The organism is Pseudomonas sp. S31 (assembly GCF_016648105.1).
GTDB lineage: Bacteria > Pseudomonadota > Gammaproteobacteria > Pseudomonadales > Pseudomonadaceae > Aquipseudomonas.
Genome location: NZ_JACVVE010000029.1, coordinates 35,146 through 54,196 on the forward strand (window position 1 = coordinate 35,146; position 19,051 = coordinate 54,196).

Annotated in this window: 16 protein-coding genes; 4 read left to right on the plus strand and 12 right to left on the minus strand. The window is 62.0% G+C overall.

Features of this window, described 5'->3' with window-relative positions; genetic code table 11:
• Nucleotides 1-157 precede the first annotated feature (157 nt).
• Both fabA and fabB read left to right on the plus strand, forming a co-directional pair.
• On the plus strand, nt 158-673 hold the full coding sequence (gene fabA / locus IAE37_RS20055; protein WP_008089108.1) for a 3-hydroxyacyl-[acyl-carrier-protein] dehydratase FabA: 516 nt from the start codon (nt 158-160) through the stop codon (nt 671-673).
• 11 nt (nt 674-684) lie between these two features.
• Nucleotides 685-1,905, plus strand: coding sequence for a beta-ketoacyl-ACP synthase I (gene fabB / locus IAE37_RS20060; RefSeq protein ID WP_201176299.1), 1,221 nt, complete (start codon nt 685-687; stop codon nt 1,903-1,905).
• A gap of 91 nt (nt 1,906-1,996) precedes the next feature.
• Here fabB and IAE37_RS20065 read toward each other — a convergent pair whose 3' ends face one another.
• Entirely contained in the window at nt 1,997-3,001 is a 1,005-nt protein-coding gene (locus IAE37_RS20065; protein ID WP_201176300.1) for an amidohydrolase family protein, read from the minus strand.
• 116 nt (nt 3,002-3,117) lie between these two features.
• Between IAE37_RS20065 and IAE37_RS20070 the strand changes: the two genes are divergently transcribed.
• Nucleotides 3,118-3,981, plus strand: coding sequence for a pirin family protein (locus tag IAE37_RS20070; protein WP_201176301.1), 864 nt, complete (start codon nt 3,118-3,120; stop codon nt 3,979-3,981).
• Between the two features lie 121 nt (nt 3,982-4,102).
• On the opposite strand, the gene IAE37_RS20075 is transcribed toward IAE37_RS20070, so the two are convergent.
• The 4 genes from IAE37_RS20075 to IAE37_RS20090 form a co-directional block, all read right to left on the minus strand.
• Complete coding sequence (locus tag IAE37_RS20075; protein ID WP_201176302.1) at nt 4,103-4,828, minus strand: dienelactone hydrolase family protein; 726 nt, start codon at nt 4,826-4,828, stop codon at nt 4,103-4,105.
• 78 nt (nt 4,829-4,906) lie between these two features.
• Nucleotides 4,907-6,811 carry a molecular chaperone HtpG gene (htpG, locus tag IAE37_RS20080; protein WP_201176303.1) on the minus strand — a complete coding sequence of 635 codons (1,905 nt, stop codon included), beginning with the start codon at nt 6,809-6,811 and terminating at the stop codon, nt 4,907-4,909.
• A gap of 71 nt (nt 6,812-6,882) precedes the next feature.
• Complete coding sequence (locus IAE37_RS20085) at nt 6,883-7,365, minus strand: PaaI family thioesterase (protein WP_201176304.1); 483 nt, start codon at nt 7,363-7,365, stop codon at nt 6,883-6,885.
• A complete protein-coding gene (locus tag IAE37_RS20090) occupies nt 7,362-7,838 on the minus strand; it encodes a PaaI family thioesterase (RefSeq protein ID WP_201176305.1) in 477 nt (158 codons plus the stop codon). The genes IAE37_RS20085 and IAE37_RS20090 overlap by 4 nt, the downstream gene beginning before the upstream one ends.
• 166 nt (nt 7,839-8,004) lie before the next feature.
• Between IAE37_RS20090 and IAE37_RS20095 the strand changes: the two genes are divergently transcribed.
• Nucleotides 8,005-8,280, plus strand: coding sequence for a hypothetical protein (locus tag IAE37_RS20095; protein ID WP_201176306.1), 276 nt, complete (start codon nt 8,005-8,007; stop codon nt 8,278-8,280).
• Nucleotides 8,281-8,348: 68 nt separating this feature from the next.
• On the opposite strand, the gene IAE37_RS20100 is transcribed toward IAE37_RS20095, so the two are convergent.
• The 7 genes from IAE37_RS20100 to IAE37_RS20130 form a co-directional block, all read right to left on the minus strand.
• Entirely contained in the window at nt 8,349-9,095 is a 747-nt protein-coding gene (locus IAE37_RS20100; RefSeq protein WP_201176307.1) for a DUF599 domain-containing protein, read from the minus strand.
• 292 nt (nt 9,096-9,387) lie between these two features.
• Nucleotides 9,388-10,701, minus strand: a complete 1,314-nt coding sequence (gene brnQ, locus IAE37_RS20105; RefSeq protein WP_201176309.1) for a branched-chain amino acid transport system II carrier protein — start codon at nt 10,699-10,701, stop codon at nt 9,388-9,390.
• A 359-nt stretch (nt 10,702-11,060) separates the two neighbouring features.
• Nucleotides 11,061-11,945 carry a succinate--CoA ligase subunit alpha gene (gene sucD / locus IAE37_RS20110; protein WP_004376004.1) on the minus strand — a complete coding sequence of 295 codons (885 nt, stop codon included), beginning with the start codon at nt 11,943-11,945 and terminating at the stop codon, nt 11,061-11,063.
• Complete coding sequence (gene sucC / locus IAE37_RS20115; protein WP_023629628.1) at nt 11,945-13,111, minus strand: ADP-forming succinate--CoA ligase subunit beta; 1,167 nt, start codon at nt 13,109-13,111, stop codon at nt 11,945-11,947. Before sucC ends, sucD begins: the two co-directional genes overlap by 1 nt.
• A 171-nt stretch (nt 13,112-13,282) precedes the next feature.
• The gene (lpdA, locus tag IAE37_RS20120; RefSeq protein WP_201176310.1) at nt 13,283-14,719 is read right to left on the minus strand and encodes a dihydrolipoyl dehydrogenase; all 1,437 of its coding nucleotides are present in this window, start codon (nt 14,717-14,719) and stop codon (nt 13,283-13,285) included.
• A gap of 93 nt (nt 14,720-14,812) precedes the next feature.
• On the minus strand, nt 14,813-16,033 hold the full coding sequence (odhB, locus tag IAE37_RS20125) for a 2-oxoglutarate dehydrogenase complex dihydrolipoyllysine-residue succinyltransferase (RefSeq protein ID WP_201176312.1): 1,221 nt from the start codon (nt 16,031-16,033) through the stop codon (nt 14,813-14,815).
• A 42-nt stretch (nt 16,034-16,075) separates the two neighbouring features.
• Nucleotides 16,076-18,907, minus strand: a complete 2,832-nt coding sequence (locus tag IAE37_RS20130; RefSeq protein WP_201176314.1) for a 2-oxoglutarate dehydrogenase E1 component — start codon at nt 18,905-18,907, stop codon at nt 16,076-16,078.
• Nucleotides 18,908-19,051 lie beyond the last annotated feature (144 nt).

Sequence of the window (19,051 nt, forward strand, 5' to 3'; positions counted from 1 at the left end):
ACGTTTCAGTGCACACCTGTACTTCTTTCGCCAGGTGCGCTGTGACTTTCACCACAACGCAATAGTCTACCTGTAGGCTGCCGCCCCGGGCTGATATGCACTCCGGGCCGGCCGGGAAGATTCATCCCCTGCCACAGGGGGTTATTGAGGAGCTCGCATGACCAAACAACACGCCTTTACTCGGGAAGACCTGCTGCGCTGCAGTCGCGGTGAGCTGTTCGGCCCAGGTAATGCGCAACTGCCCGCCCCGAACATGCTGATGGTCGATCGCATCACCCACATCAGCGAGGAAGGCGGCAAGTACGGCAAAGGTGAATTGGTCGCCGAGCTGGATATCACCCCGGACCTGTGGTTCTTCGCCTGCCACTTCGAGGGCGACCCGGTGATGCCAGGCTGCCTGGGCCTCGATGCCATGTGGCAGCTGGTCGGTTTCTTCCTCGGCTGGCAGGGCCTGCCAGGCCGCGGTCGTGCGCTGGGTTCGGGCGAAGTGAAATTCTTTGGCCAGGTACTGCCCACCGCCAAGAAAGTCACCTACAACATTCACATCAAGCGCGTCCTGAAGGGCAAGCTGAACATGGCCATCGCCGATGGCTCGGTCAGCGTCGATGGCCGCGAGATCTACACTGCCGAAGGCCTGCGGGTCGGCGTGTTCACCTCCACTGACAATTTCTAAGGGTTATTCGCATGCGCCGCGTCGTTATCACTGGTCTGGGCATCGTTTCGTGCCTGGGCAATGACAAAGCTACCGTCACCGAAAACCTGCGCAACAGCCGTCCGGGTATCCGTTACAACCCGGAATACAAGGAACAGGGGCTGCGTAGCCAGGTTTCCGGCTCCATCGACCTCAACCTCGAAGAACTGATCGACCGCAAGGTCTACCGCTTCGTCGGCCACGCCGCTGCCTACGCCTACCTGGCGATGCAGGACGCGATCAAGGACGCCGGCCTGAGCGAAGAGCAGGTTTCCAACCCACGTACCGGCCTGGTGGCTGGCTCCGGCGGCGCCTCGACCCTGAACCAGATGGAAGCGCTGGATACCCTGCGCGAAAAAGGCGTCAAGCGTGTCGGCCCGTACCGCGTAACCCGCACCATGGGCAGCACCGTGTCGGCGTGCCTGGCCACTCCGTTCAAGATCAAGGGCCTGAACTACTCGATCTCGTCGGCCTGCGCCACCTCGGCACACTGCATCGGCACCGCCCTGGAGCAGATCCAGTGGGGCAAGCAGGACATCGTCTTCGCCGGTGGCGGTGAAGAAGAGCACTGGAGCCAGTCGTTCCTGTTCGACGCCATGGGCGCCCTGTCGACCAAGCGCAACGAAACCCCGGAGCTGGCCTCGCGTGCCTACGACGCCGACCGTGATGGCTTCGTCATCGCCGGCGGTGGCGGCATGGTCGTGGTCGAGGAGCTGGAACACGCCCTCGCCCGCGGCGCCAAGATCTACGCCGAGATCGTCGGCTACGGCGCGACCTCCGACGGCTACGACATGGTCGCCCCGAGCGGCGAAGGTGCCATTCGCTGCATGCAGCAGGCGCTGTCCACCGTCGACACCCCGATCGACTACCTGAACACCCACGGCACCTCGACCCCGGTCGGCGACGTTGCCGAGATCAAGGGTGTTCGCGCAGTGTTTGGCGACAAGGCACCGAAGATCAGCTCGACCAAGAGCCTGTCGGGCCACTCGCTGGGTGCTGCCGGCGTACACGAGGCGATCTACTGCCTGCTGATGATGGAGAACAACTTCATCGCCGGTTCCGCCAACATCGACGAACTGGACCCGGAGGTCGCCGACCTGCCGATCCTGCGCAAGACCGAAGAAAACGCCAAGATCGACACGGTCATGAGCAACAGCTTCGGCTTCGGCGGCACCAATGCCACCCTGGTGCTCAAGCGCTGGGAAGGCAAGTAAGACGCTGCTGCGGTAATCGAAAACGCCCCGACTGGTTCGGGGCGTTTTTATTTGTGTTGCCTGTGCCCCGCGAAGAGGCCGGCACAGGCAACTACCGGATTTTGGGCAACACCGCCAGAAAATTATCTCTGGCCACCTTCCTGGCCACTGCCTCCGGCAAGGCATCCAGAAACGGCTTGAACCCGTGCATCTGTTCACCCAGGCTGGAGAACTTGCCTACCACATCCGACCCCAGCATGAAGCGCTCGGGGTGCTTCTCGACCAACGCCAGCCATGCCTTGCGAGGCACACCCTGCTCATCCAGCAGGTACGGCTCGAGCATGCTCCATGACAAATCGATATACAGGTTCGGGTAATCCTCCAGAAGCCGTGTCAGCACCGGCAGCAGGAAGTCCATCTGCGTCTGGTGCCGGTGGATCTCCATGCTGCTGCCGGCATGCGCCCAGATGAAACGGGTATGCGGATGGTTGCGCAGCGGCTCCTCGATCTCGGCCAGGTACAATGGGTTGCGCTCACGCTTGGAGGTGATGTTGGAGTGCAACAGCACAGGCAGGTCGCGCTCGGCCGCCAGGTGATAGATCCGCGTCATCGCCTCGTTGTTGGCCCGCGGCGTGTCCCCGCTGGTCAGCGCCGTCAGGTCGTCGTGGCGGGTAAATACCTCGCCGATGCCCTGCCATAGCCCAGGATTGAGGTCGAGCATGCGCTCGATATGGTTGGCAGCATTCTTGTCCACCGGATTGAACCCGGACAGGAACGGATGGAAACGCTTGCGTTGTTCGGCAGGCAGCTGCCCCAGAGCTGCAGCCACATACACATCGGTGGCGCTGTACCAGTAGGCGTCGGCATCGTCGCCCGCGTAATAGCGCGGGCGCTTGGGCTCGTCCTCATGCCATTTCTTGGCCACCGGAATGCCAGAGATCATCGATTGCTCGACCCCCGCCGCATCCATGGCCGCGATAAGCGCCGGCATACCTTCGCTTTCCTGGAAGAAATCCACGTAGTGCAAGTGGGCGTCGCTGTAGCGGTACTCACGGGCCTGCGCGGCCTGGCACAGCCCTGCGCACAACAACAGGCTGGCCAGTGCTTTGACGATCATCGGGCAATTTCCTTATGCGGGTATGAAAAGGGTAGACCGACCGTCAAGCGCAGCGGTTCAGCATTGCCAGGCAACCCGCTATGCTGGGTGCATTTCCTCCCAGCCTGGAGACCGTCATGAGCAGCCCCCTGGTCATTCGCCCTCGCGCCGAGTCGGTCGAGGGCCAGCCGATCCTGCGCCCGTTGCCCTCGGCCCAGTGCCGTAGTGTCGGGCCGTTCGTGTTCTTCGACCACATGCTCGAAACCGGCTATGCCCCCGGCAGCGGCATGGACATCCGCCAGCACCCGCACATTGGCCTGTCCACGCTGACCTACCTGTTCGAGGGCGTCATCCAGCACAAGGACAGCCTGGGTTCCGACCAGCGCGTGCTGCCCGGTGACGTCAGCTGGATGACTGCCGGACGCGGCGTGGCGCATGTCGAGCGCACACCGGTCGATGCCGTTGCCCAGGGCTCGCGGCTGCATGGCCTGCAGGTATGGCTGGCATCGCCGCGCGAGGCCGAGCAGGGTGAGCCCAGCTACAGCCATCACCCTGCCGCCAGCTTGCCGGTGAGCGACAATCTGGGGGTACGCATCTGCATGATCGCCGGCAGTGGCTTCTGCCTGGAGTCGCCCGTGCCGGTGCTCTCCCCTACCCTGTATGCCCACGTGCAGATGCAACCGGCGACCACCTTGCTGGTGCCGAACGAGCATGCGCAGCGGGCATTGTATCTGCTCGATGGGGAGCTGCTGATGGACGACGAGCAGGTCGAGCCTTGCAGCCTGATCGTGCTGCCAGAGGGGCAAGAAGTCACGCTGTATGCGGATGATGACTGCCAGCTGGTACTGATTGGCGGTGCGCCGCTGGATGGGCCGAGGCGGATGAACTGGAATTTCGTGGCCAGTGATCCTGAGGTGATCGAACAGGCTCGGGTCCGGTGGGCGGCGGGGGACTGGCCGGTAGTGCCGGGGGAAAGCGCGAGGATCGAGCTGCCACGCTAGAGGGGCCGCTTTGCGGCCCTTCGCGGCGCAAGGCCGCTCCTACAGGGCGTTGCGCAGCCTGTGCCACGGGCCTGCAGGAGCGGCCTTGCGCCGCGATGGACTGCGAAGCAGTCCCCCACAATCAACGCTGGAACACTTCACCAAGCAGATTGTGCATCGAACGGAAGGCCCGCTCGGACGTACGGCGATCGTATTGCATCTTGCCCGGCACGTTGGCGTTCGGGTCAGTGAACGAATGCACCGCACCGCCGTAGCTGAGCAGTTGCCAGTCGACCTTGGCGGCATTCATCTCGTCCTCGAAGGCCGGCAGTTGCTCCTTCGGCACCAGCGGATCGGCAGCGCCGTGCAGCACCAGCACCGAGCCCTTGATTCGCTTGGCGTCTTCGGGGTTCGGCGTATCCAGAGTCCCGTGGAACGATACCGCCGCCTTCAGGTCGGCGCCGGTACGCGCCAGCTCCAGCGCACAGCAACCGCCGAAGCAGAAACCGAACGCAGCGACCTTGCCCGGCTCGAGCAACGCCTTGGACTGCCCCAGCAACTGCGACAGGGCCTCCTGCATGCGCTTGCGCAGCTCGGCACGGTCATTTTTCAACGGCATCATCGCCGCCCCTGCTTCGTCGCCATTGGACGGACGCACACCCTGCCCGTAGAGGTCGGCAATCAGTACCACGTAACCCTTCTCGGCCACTTCCTTGGCGATGCGCTCGGCGCCCTCGCTAATGCCCATCCAGTTCGGGGCCATCACCAGGCCTGGGCGGTTCAGCGCACCTGGCTCATAGACCAGACGGCTTTCATAGGTCCTGCCGGACAGGTGATAGACCAACGATTCGACGATTACCTTGCTCATCAAGCACTCCTTAGGCACTTTTCATTCAAACGCCGTCATGAAAAAAGCCCGCCGAAGCGGGCTTTCCATCACATCAACTCAAGCAGACAGCTCGACCAACAGCTTGTTCAGGCGACGAACGTAGGCCGCCGGGTCCTTCAGGCTGTCACCGGCCGCCAGGGCCGCCTGGTCGAAGAGGATGTGCGACAGTTCGGCGAAGCGGTCTTCGCTCTGCTCGTTGTTCAGCTTCTCGATCAGCGGGTGGGTCGGGTTGAATTCGAAGATCGGCTTGGAGTCCGGCACCTTCTGCCCGCTGGCTTCGAGAATCTGGCGCATCTGCACGCCCAGGTCCTGCTCGCCGATCGCCAGGATCGCCGGCGAGTCGGTCAGGCGGTGGGAAACACGCACCTCGGCGACGCTGTCACCCAGCGCACCCTTGAGGCGCTCGACCAGGCCTTCCTTGTCCTTGGCGACTTCTTCCTGGGCCTTCTTATCTTCCTCGGAGTCGAGGTTGCCAAGGTCCAGATCGCCGCGGGCGACGTCGACGAACTGCTTGCCGTCGAACTCGCTCAGGTAGCTCATCAGCCACTCGTCGATACGGTCGGTCAGCAGCAGGACCTCGATGCCTTTCTTGCGGAAAACCTCCAGGTGCGGGCTGTTCTTGACCTGCGCGTAGGACTCGCCGGTGAGGTAGTAGATCTTGTCCTGGCCTTCCTTGGCACGGGCCAGGTAGTCGGCCAGGGCGACGCTCTGCTCGCCGCTGTCGTCCTGGGTGGAGGCGAAGCGCAGCAGACCGGCGATCTTCTCCTTGTTGGCGAAGTCTTCGGCCGGGCCTTCCTTCAGCACCTGGCCGAAGTTCCTCCAGAAGCCCTTGTACTGCTCTGGCTCGTTCTTCGCCAGCTTCTCCAGCATGTCCAGCACGCGCTTGGTCAACGCGGTCTTCATCGAATCGATGACCGGGTCCTTCTGCAGGATCTCGCGGGACACGTTCAGCGACAGGTCGTTGGAGTCGACCACACCCTTGATGAAGCGCAGGTACAGCGGCAGGAACGACTCGGCCTGGTCCATGATGAACACACGCTGCACGTACAGCTTCAGGCCGCGTGGCGCTTCGCGCTGGTACAGGTCGAACGGCGCCCGGCCCGGCACGTACAGCAGCGAGCTGTATTCGAGCTTGCCCTCGACCTTGTTGTGGCTCCAGGCCAGCGGGTTTTCGAAATCATGGCCGATGTGCTTGTAGAACTCCTGGTATTCCTCGTCCTTGATCTCGGTACGCGGACGGGTCCACAGCGCACTGGCGCGGTTGACGGTTTCCCACTCCAGCGCGGGTTGCTCCTCGCCTTCGGCGGCGGCTTGCTCTTTCGGCAGCTGGATCGGCAGGGCGATATGGTCAGAGTACTTCTTGACCACGTTGCGCAGGCGCCAGCCATCGGCGAACTCCTGCTCGTCCTTCTTCAGGTGCAGGACGATGCGCGTGCCGCGTTGCGGCTTGTCGATGGTGGCGACTTCGAACTCACCCTCGCCCTTGGACGACCAGTGCACGCCTTCGGACGCCGGCTGGCCGGCACGGCGGCTGTACACGTCGACCTTGTCGGCGACGATGAAGGCCGAGTAGAAGCCCACGCCGAACTGGCCGATCAGGTGCGAGTCCTTCTTCTGGTCACCGGTCAGGTTCTTCATGAAGTCGGCGGTGCCGGACTTGGCGATGGTACCCAGGTGGGCGATGACGTCCTCACGGCTCATGCCGATGCCGTTGTCCTCGAGGGTCACGGTACCGGCTTCCTTGTCGAAGCTCAGGCGGATCTTCAGGTCGGCGTCACCCTCGAACAGTTCCGGCTTTGCCAGGGCCTCGAAGCGCAGCTTGTCGGAGGCGTCGGAAGCGTTGGAGATCAGCTCGCGGAGGAAGATCTCCTTGTTCGAGTACAGGGAATGGATCATGAGGTGCAGCAGTTGCTTCACCTCGGTCTGGAAGCCCAGGGTTTCTTTTTGAGTCTCCACACTCATGGTCTTCAAAACTCCGATCTGATGGCAGTTATCGCCTGGCGGCCCCACTGGCCTGCTTTAACGGCGGGATGTCATGCAGATGGGGGCAGCCCCGACGATTTCAAGGGCTTTTCCGGCTCGACCTTGAAATGCGCCCGCGCCGTGGCGATGGGCGCACCGGGGTCGGCCTGCCAGGCAGTGACCGCGACATTGGTCACGCGCCGCCCCTGGCGCCACAGCTGGCAGCGGGCATAGGTGTCGCGCAGGTGGCCCGCACGCAGGTAATCGATGGAGAAATCGATGATCTTCGGAATGCTCGCGCTGTCGCTGTAGATCAACAGATACAGCGCGGCGCTGAGTTCCATGAAGCCCGCGATCACCCCGCCATGCAGAGCGGGCAGCAGGGGGTTGCCGATATTGTCCTGGCTGGCCGGAAGGCGGAACAGCAGGTCGTCGCCCTGGCGTTCGCATTCGATGCCGATCAGCCCGGCATAGGGGATCAACGCCAGCAATGGCTGGTAGTCCCCCTCGGCGTGGGCTTCGCTGAGCTGCTGGCGCACATCTGCGGGAATCATGCCTCGCCCTCCTCGAGCCGCGAGCCGAAGTCGATGCCGCCACGCACGTCATGACCCAGGCGCATGAAGGTCCCGACCACCTGGCAGATCGGCCGCGCCGGGTCGTCCTGGTATGCACTACCGCGGGTGAAGATCACATCGCGCGTCACCCGGTAGCATTGGGCATGGCCGAAGATGTCCTTGCCCTGCTCCGCCGGGTGCATGTAGTCGATACGCAGGTCCAGGGTCGGGCACACCTCGAAGCGCGGCAGCGCGCACAGCGTGGCCATGCCACAGGTGGTATCGAGCAGCGTGGTGAGTGCACCGCCATGTACCGCACCGGTCTGCGGATTACCTACGATCCGCTGCGACCAAGGCAGGATCAGCGTCATCCCTTCGGCATCGGCGTGGGTCACACGCATTTGCAATATCTGGCAGTGTTTCAGTGCGCCCAGGAAGCGCTCGGCCATGGCCATCAAACTTGTACTATTCATGCGGACACTTCCATGATGCGTTCCACCCTGCAAACGAAGCGGCATAAAACCCGTAAAAAGTCTATGTAGGATAGGCCTTTATATATTTGTAATTTTTCCGGAACTTCTGTCGTACCCTAGAGCTCCAAGGAACAAGTCAACTATTCCACCAAGGAGAGACACCCCCATGCGTAAACCTTTTGCTTTTGCTCTGATGCTGGCCGCTGCCATGGGCCTGGCCGCTTGCGATAAAGCGAGCGAAGACAAAGCCCAGGACGCACAGCAACACGCCGAGCAGGCCCAAGAGAAAGCGGGTGAAGCTCAGGATAAAATGAACGAGGCTGCCAAGGAAAACGCCGAAGCCGCCAAAGACCAGGCTGAAGCCGAGCAGAAGGCTGCCGAAGAAGCCGCTCCGGCGACTCCAGCCCCGGAAACTGCCCCTGCCGAGCCGGCCAAGCAGTAATTCCAGCGGTATGAAAAACCCGACTTCGGTCGGGTTTTTTTGTACCTGCGATTAATCGATTAAACGTTTCAGGCGTTGCCGTTGGCGCTATCGCGAGTCGCTTCCGGCACATATTCGGTGGGCGTGAACACCATCACTTCCAATACATCTGAATGGAACTCGCGGCGATACAGAATCAACACGACGCCGACACTCACCGCCATGAACAGCCAGGGGCTGATGAACCAGGTCAACATGGCCATGCCAAAGTAATAAGAGCGCAGGCCGAAGTTGAACTGGTTGGCCGCCAGTGATAACACCCGTGCCGCCCGCGAGGCGAAGGCCTTGCGCTCCAGTTCATTGACCAGGCGCTCGCCGATCATTGGCGCAGAGCCCACCAGCACTGCGGCGAAGTTGTATTGGCGCATGCACCAGCTGAAGGTGAAGAACGCGTAGACGAACACCATGGCCAGGCACAGCAGCTTGATCTCCGACATGCCCTGCGAGGCCTGCTGCACCAGCGGCAGATCCGCCAACAGCGACAGCGCGCGGTCCGAGGCACCTAGCACGGTAAGGATGCCAGCCAGGATGATCAGCGTGCTGGAGGCGAAGAACGAGGCGTTGCGCTCGAGGTTGCCGATCACGCTGGCGTCGGCGATGCGGTTGTCGCGCAGCAGCATGCGACGCATCCAGTCTTCCCGGTACAGGTGCAGGACACTGGCCAGGCACGCGGTGTCGCGCCCCTTCCAGATGGCGTAGCGGGTGTAGCCACCCCAGCACAGGGCGAACCAGCAGACGGCCAGGACGTTATGGAGGTTGCTTTGGATGAAGTTCATGCAGGGCTCCCGAAGGCCAGGTGCGCATAAAGACGAGTGACCGCATTTCGACGTCTGCTGCCTGTAAAAGACACACGCGGGGGAATCTTTATTGCCTGTGCGGGCCCTTTCGCGGGTAAACCCGCTCCTACAGAGAAGCCGGGTCCCCTGTAGGAGCGGGTTTACCCGCGAAGAGGTCAGCACAGGCAAACGAAAAGCCCCGCATCCTCTCGGATGCGGGGCTTTTCGTGGTCTAGGCCTTGGTTGGCTGCCCTACGGCTTGTGGCCGACAGCAACCGCTGACTTCAACACATCAAGCCATCGCCTCGCGCGGCTTGCCAAGCAGGCGATCGTAGGCCACGGCGCCCACCAGGGTCACCACCGAAGGCACCAGCCAGGCCAGGCCCTGGTCGCTCAGCGGCAGATGCGCCATGAAGTCCGGAAGCACGTGGGCGATGCTGCTGCCCTTGATCGCATCGACCATACCGAACAGCAGCGAGACCAGCATCACCGGCGCCAGGATGCGCGTCGGCGAGTTCCACAGGTCTTTGACGAAGCTCAGGCCGACGACCACGATGCACGGCGGGTAGATGGCCGTCAGCACCGGAATCGAGAACATGATCAACTTGGTCAGGCCCAGGTTGGAGATCAGCAGCGAGAAGCCGGCCAGGATCACCACCAGCGCACGGTACGACAGCGGCAGGATTTGACTGAAGTACTCGGCGCAAGCGCAGGTCAGGCCAACCGCGGTCACCAGGCACGCCAGGGCGATCAGCACGGCAAGGAAGCCACTGCCCAGCGAGCCGAAGGTGTGCTGCACGTAAGCGTGCAGAACGGCAGCACCGTTGGTGGCATCGGCGGCGACATCGTGGCTGCCGGCACCCAGGCGGAACAGGCTGATATACACCAGGGCCAGGCCGACACCGGCGATCAGGCCAGCGATGATGGCATAGCGGGTGATCAGCTTCGGCGACTCGACGCCGCGCGAGCGGATGGCGTTGACGATGACGATACCGAACACCAGGGCGCCCAGGGTATCCATGGTCAGGTAACCGTCGGAGAAGCCCTTGGAGAATGCCGCAGCGGCATAGGCGGGCTGCGCTTCGCCGATGGTCCCGGCCGGCAGCATGAAGGCAGCGATGCCCAGCACGGCCAAGGCGATGATCTTCAGCGGCGCGAGGAAACGACCCACGGTATCGAGCAGTTTGCCCGGATACATGGACACTGCCAGCACCACGACGAAGTACACCAGGCTATAGATGAACAGCGCCAACGGGCTTTCACCGGTCAGCGGCGCAACGCCCACTTCGAACGACACGGTCGCGGTGCGCGGGGTGGCGAACAGCGGGCCGACCGACAGGTAGCACACGGCAGCCAGCAGGCCGCCGAAGAACTTGCCGATCGGGCTGCTCAGCGCGTCCATCCCGCCACCGACCTTGGCCAGGGCGACCACGGTGATGACTGGCAGGCCGACCGCGGTCACCAGGAAGCCAAGTGCGGCCATCCACACGTGCGGGCCGGCCTGCAGGCCGACGATGGGCGGGAAGATGATGTTGCCTGCGCCGACGAAAAGCGCAAACGTCATAAAGCCAAGCGCCAGGATATCCTGGCCTTTAAGAACTTTCATTTAGGGTAGTACCACACTGCTGAAATCGGGATTCGAGAGGGATTTCCCCATGGGTGGGGGAAATGCTGCCCGGCTTGGTGAGCCAGACCCGTTTAGCGTGTCGTTCCCTTTTGGGGCACGGGCACAGAGTGAACGCCTAGGTTAACCGTTTTACCGGACAAACGCACTGCAATGCACCCGCTTGTCCGATGTATGAATCGGTTTGTCGTCTGTGTGACCGAGGACGTGCCCATTATCGAGAGTCGGGACCACCCCGTCTCTCGGAAAATTCCTATTAAACCCATCGAAAAAATCTAGAACCCAGTAACGACAAAGGCCACCCGAAGGTGGCCTCTGTGCGCGTGGGGGGTATAGCAGTATTACTTCTTGACTTCCCAGCCAGTCAGCTCGGCCAGGGCCTTGCCGATGTCAGCCAGGGAACGCACGGTCTTCACACCAGCGTCCTGCAGGGCGGCGAACTTCTCGTCCGCAGTGCCTTTGCCGCCGGAGATGATGGCGCCAGCGTGGCCCATGCGCTTGCCCGCTGGTGCGGTAACACCGGCGATGTAGGAAACGACAGGCTTGGTGACGTTGGCCTTGATGTAGGCCGCGGCTTCTTCTTCGGCCGAACCGCCGATCTCACCGATCATGACGATCGCTTCGGTCTTCGGGTCTTCCTGGAACAGCTTCAGGATGTCGATGAAGTTCGAGCCTGGGATCGGGTCGCCACCGATACCCACGCAGGTCGACTGGCCGAAGCCGGCGTCGGTGGTCTGCTTGACCGCTTCGTAGGTCAGAGTGCCGGAACGCGAAACGATACCGACCTTGCCTGGCAGGTGGATGTGGCCTGGCATGATACCGATCTTGCACTCGCCCGGAGTGATAACGCCTGGGCAGTTCGGGCCGATCAGGGTCACGCCCAGCTCGTCGCACTTGACCTTGGCATCGAGCATGTCCAGGGTAGGAATGCCTTCGGTGATGCAGACGATCAGCTTGATGCCGCCGAAGGCTGCTTCCAGGATCGAGTCCTTGCAGAAAGGAGCCGGTACGTAGATGACCGAAGCGTCAGCACCGGTGGCTTCTACCGCTTCTTTCACGGTGTTGAACACCGGCAGGCCCAGGTGAGTGGTACCGCCTTTGCCCGGCGTCACGCCGCCAACCATCTTGGTGCCGTAGGCGATGGCTTGTTCGGAGTGGAAAGTACCCTGCGAGCCGGTGAAGCCCTGGCAGATGACTTTGGTGTCTTTATTGATCAGGACGCTCATTACTTGCCCTCCGCAGCTTTGACAACTTGTTGAGCAGCGTCGGTCAGGCTGGTGGCCGCAATGATGTTCAAACCGCTTTCTGCCAGTACTTTAGCGCCCAGTTCGGCGTTGTTGCCTTCGAGGCGAACGACGACCGGAACCTTGACGCCGACTTCCTTCACTGCACCGATGATGCCTTCGGCAATCATGTCGCAGCGAACGATGCCGCCGAAGATGTTGACCAGGACGGCCGCGACATTGCTGTCGGACAGAATGATCTTGAACGCTTCGGTAACGCGCTCCTTGGTAGCGCCGCCACCAACGTCGAGGAAGTTGGCTGGCTTGCCGCCGTGCAGGTTGACGATGTCCATGGTACCCATGGCCAGGCCGGCACCGTTGACCATGCAGCCGATGTTGCCTTCGAGGGCAACGTAGTTCAGTTCGAACTTGGCAGCGTGGGCTTCACGGGCGTCGTCCTGCGACGGGTCGTGGAAGGTCTTCAGCTTGGGCTGACGGTACATGGCGTTGGCGTCGATGTTGATCTTGGCATCGAGGCAGTGCAGATCGCCATCAGCCTTGATCACCAGCGGGTTCACTTCCAGCAGGGCCAGATCGTGATCCTTGAACAGCTTGGCCAGACCTACGAAGATCTTGGCGAACTGTTGAACTTGCTTGCCTTCCAGGCCCAGCTGGAAAGCCAGCTCGCGACCCTGGAACGGCTGCGCGCCGACCAGTGGGTCGATGGTAGCCTTGAGGATTTTCTCAGGAGTGTCGTGAGCGACTTTCTCGATGTCCACGCCACCTTCGGTGGAGGCCATGAACACGATACGGCGGCTCGAACGATCCACTACAGCGCCCAGGTACAGCTCTTTGGCGATGTCAGTGCAGGATTCGACCAGAATCTTGGAGACGGGTTGACCGTTGGCATCGGTCTGGTAGGTAACCAGATTCTTGCCCAACCACTGTGCAGCGAACGCCTTGGCGTCTTCCTTGCTGCGAACCAGCTTTACGCCGCCCGCTTTACCGCGACCACCGGCGTGGACCTGGGCTTTGACGACCCACTCCGAACCACCGATCTTGTCGCAGGCTTCTGCTGCTGCTTCAGGGGTATCGACTGCGAAACCCTTGGAAACTGGCAGGCCGTATTCAGCGAACAGCTGCTTACCCTGATACTCGTGAAGATTCATGCTTTTTACCGTCTTCGTTAGGTACTGCGCTTCGGTGCTGCGCCATTGCTGGCGCCGCACCACCTGTGACCGTTGACCCTGGGTTATCCCTTGTGATCCGGTCCGGCGGACGTTCCGCGGTGAGTCATGCACGCAAGACTCACGACGGGCGATCCGCCGTGGTTTTTATAATTAACGCTTCTTACGGTTGGCTACGTGAATGGCGCCGCCATTCACCGCCAGCGCTGCTTCATGCAGCGCTTCGGACAGGGTCGGATGGCTGAAGACCATCATGCCCAGATCCTCGGCACTGGTGCCGAATTCCATCGCGATCGCACCCTGCTGCACCAGTTCGGCAGCCGATGGGCCAATCACGTGAACACCCAGGACGCGGTCGGTCTTGGCATCGGCGATGACCTTGACGAAACCACCGGTGTCGTTGGCGGCCATCGCACGGCCGCTGGCCGCGAACGGGAAGGTGCCAACGTTAACCTCAACGCCCTCGGCCTTCAAGGCCTGTTCGGTCTTGCCGACCCAGGCGATTTCCGGGTGGGTGTAGATAACCGATGGGATCAGGTCGTAGTTCATCTGGGCTTTGTGGCCCTTGATGCGCTCGACGACCATGATGCCCTCTTCCGACGCCTTGTGCGCCAGCATCATGCCGCGGACCACGTCACCGATGGCGTAGACGCCCGGAACGCTGGTGGCGCAGTGATCGTCGACGAAGATGTAGCCACGCTCGTCGATGTTCACGCCGCTGTCGGCGGCCAGCAGGTCGGTGGTGACCGGACGACGACCGACCGCGACGATCAGCTTGTCGAAGGTGATCTTCTGCTCGCCTTCGGCGTTGGTGTAGGTCACTTCGACTTCGTTGCCGTTGACTTTCGAGCCGGTGACGCGCGCGCCCAGCTTGATGTCCAGACCTTGCTTGGTCAGGGTCTTCTGGGCTTCTTTCGACACGGCGGTGTCGGCAGCCATCAGGAAGGTGTCGAGGGCTTCCAGGACGGTGACTTCAGCACCCAGGCGAGCCCATACCGAGCCCAGCTCCAGGCCGATCACGCCAGCACCGATGACGCCCAGGCGCTTCGGTACGGTCTGGAATTCCAGGGCGCCGGTGGAGTCGACGATGACGTTCTGGTCGACCGGAGCCGGCGGAATGTCGATCGGACGCGAGCCGGAGGCGAGAATCACGTTCTCGGCTTCGATGACTTCGGTGGTGCCGTCAGGCTTGGTGACTTCGACTTTCTTGCCAGCCAGCAGCTTGCCGTGGCCCTGGATCGAGGTGACGCCGTTGGCCTTGAACAGGGTGGCAACGCCGCCGGTCAGGTTCTTGACGATGCCAGCCTTGCGGCCGACCATCGCGGCCACGTCCATCTTCACTTCACCGGTGGAAATGCCGTGGACGTTGAAGCTCTCTTTGGCTTCCTTGTATTTCCAGGAGCTGTCCAGCAGCGCCTTGGAAGGAATGCAGCCTACGTTCAGGCAGGTGCCGCCCAGGGCCAGCTTGCCCTCGGCATCGGTGTACTTCTCGATACAGGCAGTCTTCAGACCAAGTTGTGCGGCCTTGATGGCGGCAACATAGCCGCCAGGACCCGCACCAATCACCACTACGTCGAATTTCTGGGTCATAAAAGATTCCTTATCAGCTACAAGCTTCAAGCCACAAGCTGCAAGCCGAGCGCCTCTGGCGAAGCGCGTCGCTTGCAGCTTGCAACTGCGTGATTAGATGTCCAGCAGCAGGCGAGACGGATCTTCCAGCAGGTTCTTGATGGTGACGAGGAAGGTCACGGCTTCCTTGCCATCGATCAGGCGGTGGTCGTAGGACAGCGCCAGGTACATCATCGGGCGAATGACCACTTGGCCGTTGATCGCCATCGGGCGCTGGATGATGTTGTGCATGCCCAGGATCGCCGCCTGCGGTGGGTTGACGATCGGGGTCGACATCATCGAGCCGAATGTACCACCGTTGGTGATGGTGAAGGTACCACCGGTCATTTCTTCGATGGCCAGCTTGCCGTCACGCGCCTTCTTGCCGAAGGTGGCGATGCCGTTCTCGATTTCGGCCAGGCTCATCGACTCGGCGTTACGCAGCACCGGTACAACCAGGCCACGGTCGCTGGAGACGGCAACGCCGACGTCGGCGAAGCCGTGGTAGACGATGTCGTTGCCATCGATCGAAGCGTTGACTGCCGGGAAGCGCTTCAGGGCTTCGGTGGCGGCCTTGACGAAGAACGACATGAAGCCCAGGCGTACGCCGTTGTGGGTCTTCTCGAACAGGTCCTTGTACTTCGAACGCAGGGCCATGACTTCGGTCATGTCGACTTCGTTGAAGGTGGTCAGCATGGCCATGTTCGACTGGGCTTCGACCAGACGCTCGGCGATCTTGGCACGCAGGCGGGTCATCGGCACGCGCTTCTCGGTGCGGTCGCCAGCAGCGACGACTACCTGAGCAGCGGCGGCAGCAGCAGGCTTGGCAGCCGGAGCCGGAGCGGCTTTCTTGTTGGCGACGGCAGCCACCACGTCTTCCTTGGTCACGCGACCGCCTTTGCCGGTGCCGGCGACGCTGGCCAGGTCGATGCCATTCTCTTCAGCCAGCTTGCGCGCGGCTGGAGCGGCGACCGGGTCGTCCTCGCCAGCGTCGGCGGCGGCAGCGGCGGCCGGTGCTGCTGCGGCAGGAGCAGCGGCAGGCGCGGCGGCGGCAGCGCCACCTTCAACGATCGAACCCAGTACTTCGTCGGACAGGACGGTGTCGCCCTCGCCCTTGACGATCGCGCCCAGCACGCCGTCAGCAGTGGCCAGGACTTCCAGTACGACCTTGTCGGTCTCGATGTCGACGATCAGCTCGTCACGCTTGACGGCATCGCCCGGCTGCTTGTGCCAGGTGGCAACGGTGCCGTCGGCAACCGATTCCGGGAAGGTTGGGGCTTTGATCTCGATAGCCATTATCAGTGTTTCCTTAAATTCGGTTTCAGGTGCGCGAAGGCGTTAGACAGTAAAGGCGTCTTGCAGCAGTTTTTCCTGCTGTTCGGCGCTCTTCGATGCGTAACCACAAGCTGGCGCGGCGGAAGCGTCGCGACCGGCGTATTCCAGGACCAGCGCCTTGTCGTGGCGGCCCAGGATACGGCGCATGTGGTGCTGGCTGCTGTACCAGGCGCCCTGGTTCATCGGTTCTTCCTGGCACCACACCGCATGCTTGAGGTTGGTGTATTGCGCCAGGATTTCGACCAGGTCGTCCTCAGGGAACGGATACAGCTGCTCGATACGCAGGATCGCGATGTCTTCGCGGCCTTCGGCACGGCGTTTTTCCAGCAGATCGTAGTAGACCTTGCCGCTGCACATGATCAGGCGCTCGACCTTGGCCGGATCGATCGCGTCGATTTCCGGGATCACGGTCTGGAACGAACCCTCGGCCAGGTCTTCCAGGGTCGAGATGGCCAGCTTGTGGCGCAGCAGCGACTTCGGCGTCAGCACGACCAGCGGCTTGCGCAGCGGACGGATGACCTGACGACGCAGCAGGTGGTAGATCTGCGCCGGGGTAGTCGGCACGCAAACCTGGATGTTGTGCTCGGCACACAGCTGCAGGTAACGCTCCAGACGCGCAGAGGAGTGCTCGGGACCCTGGCCTTCGTAGCCGTGTGGCAGCAGCATGGTCAGACCGCACAAGCGGCCCCACTTGTGCTCACCGCTGGTGATGAACTGGTCGATCACCACCTGTGCACCGTTGGCGAAGTCGCCGAACTGGGCTTCCCAGATCACCAGCGCGTTCGGCGTGGTGGTCGAGTAGCCATATTCGAAGGCCAGTACCGCTTCTTCCGACAGGAAGGAGTCGTACAGGTCGAACCTCGGCTGGCCCGGGAACAGGTTCTGCAGCGGTACGTAGGTGCTGGCGTCCTTCTGGTTGTGCAACACCGCGTGACGGTGCGAGAAGGTGCCACGGCCGATGTCCTGGCCGGTCATGCGGATCGGATGACCTTCGAACTGCAGCGTGGCGTACGCCATGGTCTCGGCATAACCCCAGTTGATCGGCAAGCCACCGGCCTGCATCTTCTGGCGGTCTTCGTAGATCTTGGCGACCTGGCGCTGGACGACGAAGCCTTCCGGCAGTTCGAGCAGCTTGGCCGACAGTTCCTGCAGGGTCTTGAGGTCGAAACGCGTGTCGTGGCGCGCGGTCCAGGCATGGCCCAGGTAAGGGCGCCAGTCCACGAACAGCTCGCGGTTCGGCTCTTTGACCAGGCTCTTGACCACGTGCAGGCCATTGTCCAGCGCGTTGCGGTACTCGTCGATCTTGGCCTGGGCGCGCTCGGCGTCGATGCGGCCAGCCTGGATCAGGGCCTCGGCGTACAGCTCACGGGTGGTGCGCTGCTTGCTGATCTGCTGGTACATCAGCGGCTGGGTACCATTCGGCTCGTCGGCCTCGTTGTGGCCGCGACGACGGTAGCAGACCAGGTCGATGACCACGTCACGCTTGAACTGCATGCGGTAATCGACGGCCAGCTGGGTCACGAACAGGACCGCCTCTGGATCGTCGCCGTTCACGTGCAGGATCGGCGCCTGGATCATCTTGGCAACGTCGGTGGCGTACTCGGTGGAACGCGAGTCCAGCGGGTTGCTGATGGTGAAACCGACCTGGTTGTTGATCACGATGTGCACGGTACCGCCGGTCTTGAAACCGCGGGTCTGCGACATCTGGAAGGTTTCCATGACCACGCCCTGGCCGGCGAACGCCGCGTCACCGTGGATCGAGATCGGCAGCACCTTGTCGCCGACGGTGTCGTTGCGACGGTCCTGGCGAGCACGTACCGAACCTTCCACCACTGGCGAAACGATTTCCAGGTGGGACGGGTTGAACGCCATGGCCAGGTGGACTTCGCCGCCCGGGGTCATCACGTTCGAGGAGAAGCCCTGGTGATACTTCACGTCACCGGAGCCCAGCTCGTTCATCTTCTTGCCTTCGAACTCGTCGAACAGCTCGCGCGGGTTCTTGCCGAAGGTGTTCACCAGGACGTTGAGACGGCCGCGGTGGGCCATGCCGATCACGACTTCCTTGGTGCCATACGAACCGGAGCGCTGGATCATTTCGTCCAGCATCGGGATCAGGCTTTCGCCACCCTCGAGGCCGAAGCGCTTGGTGCCTGGGTACTTGGTGCCCAGGTACTTCTCGAGGCCTTCACCGGCGGTCACGCGCTCGAGCAGGTGAGTCTGCACGTCGGCGGAGAATTCCGGACGACCGCGCACGCTTTCCAGGCGCTGCTGGAACCAGCTGCGCTGCTCGGAATCGGTGATGTGGGTGAACTCGGCGCCAATGGTGCGACAATATGTCTTCTGGAGCGCCTCGAAGATCTCGCGTAGGCTCGCTTCCTCTTTGCCGATGAACAGGTCGCCGGCACGGAAAGTCGAATCAAGATCGGCATTGGTCAAGCCGTAGTGATTGATCGACAGGTCTACGGGCGCAGGGCGCTGCCACAACCCCAACGGGTCGAGCTTGGCAGCCTGATGGCCGCGCATACGATAGGCCTGGATCAGTCGCAGAACTTCAACCTGCTTCTTCTCGTGTTCACTGCTCACGCTCCCGGCAGATACCGGTTGAGCGCGGCGCTGGTTCTTCGCCAGCAGTACGAAATGGTCGCGGATTGTCGAGTGCGATACATCGGTAGCGGTGCTGCCGTCGGCGGGCAACTTCTGGAAGTAGGTGCGCCACTCTTCTGGCACAGCGTTAGGGTCGTGCAGGTAGAGCTCGTAGAGTTCTTCCACATATGCAGCGTTACCACCTGAAAGGTGGGCGCTATCCCACATGCGCTGCATCACGCTTTCTTGCATGCTTGGTCACCCTCGGTTAGGGGACTGATCGGCGAGAGCCACAGCAAACCTGGAAAAGTCCGAGCAAAGCGACTAACCACGCCACCTGGATCCTGCTGATTTTCCGGGTACCAGCCCGGAAGCCCCTGCTGGTCTCATCTTCAT

Coding starts and splice junctions, on each gene's coding strand:
- fabA (WP_008089108.1), top strand. CDS start 158: ATGACCAAACAACACGCCTTTACTCGGGAAGACCTGCTGCGCTGCAGT.
- fabB (WP_201176299.1), top strand. CDS start 685: ATGCGCCGCGTCGTTATCACTGGTCTGGGCATCGTTTCGTGCCTGGGC.
- IAE37_RS20065 (WP_201176300.1), bottom strand. CDS start 3,001: ATGATCGTCAAAGCACTGGCCAGCCTGTTGTTGTGCGCAGGGCTGTGC.
- IAE37_RS20070 (WP_201176301.1), top strand. CDS start 3,118: ATGAGCAGCCCCCTGGTCATTCGCCCTCGCGCCGAGTCGGTCGAGGGC.
- IAE37_RS20075 (WP_201176302.1), bottom strand. CDS start 4,828: ATGAGCAAGGTAATCGTCGAATCGTTGGTCTATCACCTGTCCGGCAGG.
- htpG (WP_201176303.1), bottom strand. CDS start 6,811: ATGAGTGTGGAGACTCAAAAAGAAACCCTGGGCTTCCAGACCGAGGTG.
- IAE37_RS20085 (WP_201176304.1), bottom strand. CDS start 7,365: ATGATTCCCGCAGATGTGCGCCAGCAGCTCAGCGAAGCCCACGCCGAG.
- IAE37_RS20090 (WP_201176305.1), bottom strand. CDS start 7,838: ATGAATAGTACAAGTTTGATGGCCATGGCCGAGCGCTTCCTGGGCGCA.
- IAE37_RS20095 (WP_201176306.1), top strand. CDS start 8,005: ATGCGTAAACCTTTTGCTTTTGCTCTGATGCTGGCCGCTGCCATGGGC.
- IAE37_RS20100 (WP_201176307.1), bottom strand. CDS start 9,095: ATGAACTTCATCCAAAGCAACCTCCATAACGTCCTGGCCGTCTGCTGG.
- brnQ (WP_201176309.1), bottom strand. CDS start 10,701: ATGAAAGTTCTTAAAGGCCAGGATATCCTGGCGCTTGGCTTTATGACG.
- sucD (WP_004376004.1), bottom strand. CDS start 11,945: ATGAGCGTCCTGATCAATAAAGACACCAAAGTCATCTGCCAGGGCTTC.
- sucC (WP_023629628.1), bottom strand. CDS start 13,111: ATGAATCTTCACGAGTATCAGGGTAAGCAGCTGTTCGCTGAATACGGC.
- lpdA (WP_201176310.1), bottom strand. CDS start 14,719: ATGACCCAGAAATTCGACGTAGTGGTGATTGGTGCGGGTCCTGGCGGC.
- odhB (WP_201176312.1), bottom strand. CDS start 16,033: ATGGCTATCGAGATCAAAGCCCCAACCTTCCCGGAATCGGTTGCCGAC.
- IAE37_RS20130 (WP_201176314.1), bottom strand. CDS start 18,907: ATGCAAGAAAGCGTGATGCAGCGCATGTGGGATAGCGCCCACCTTTCA.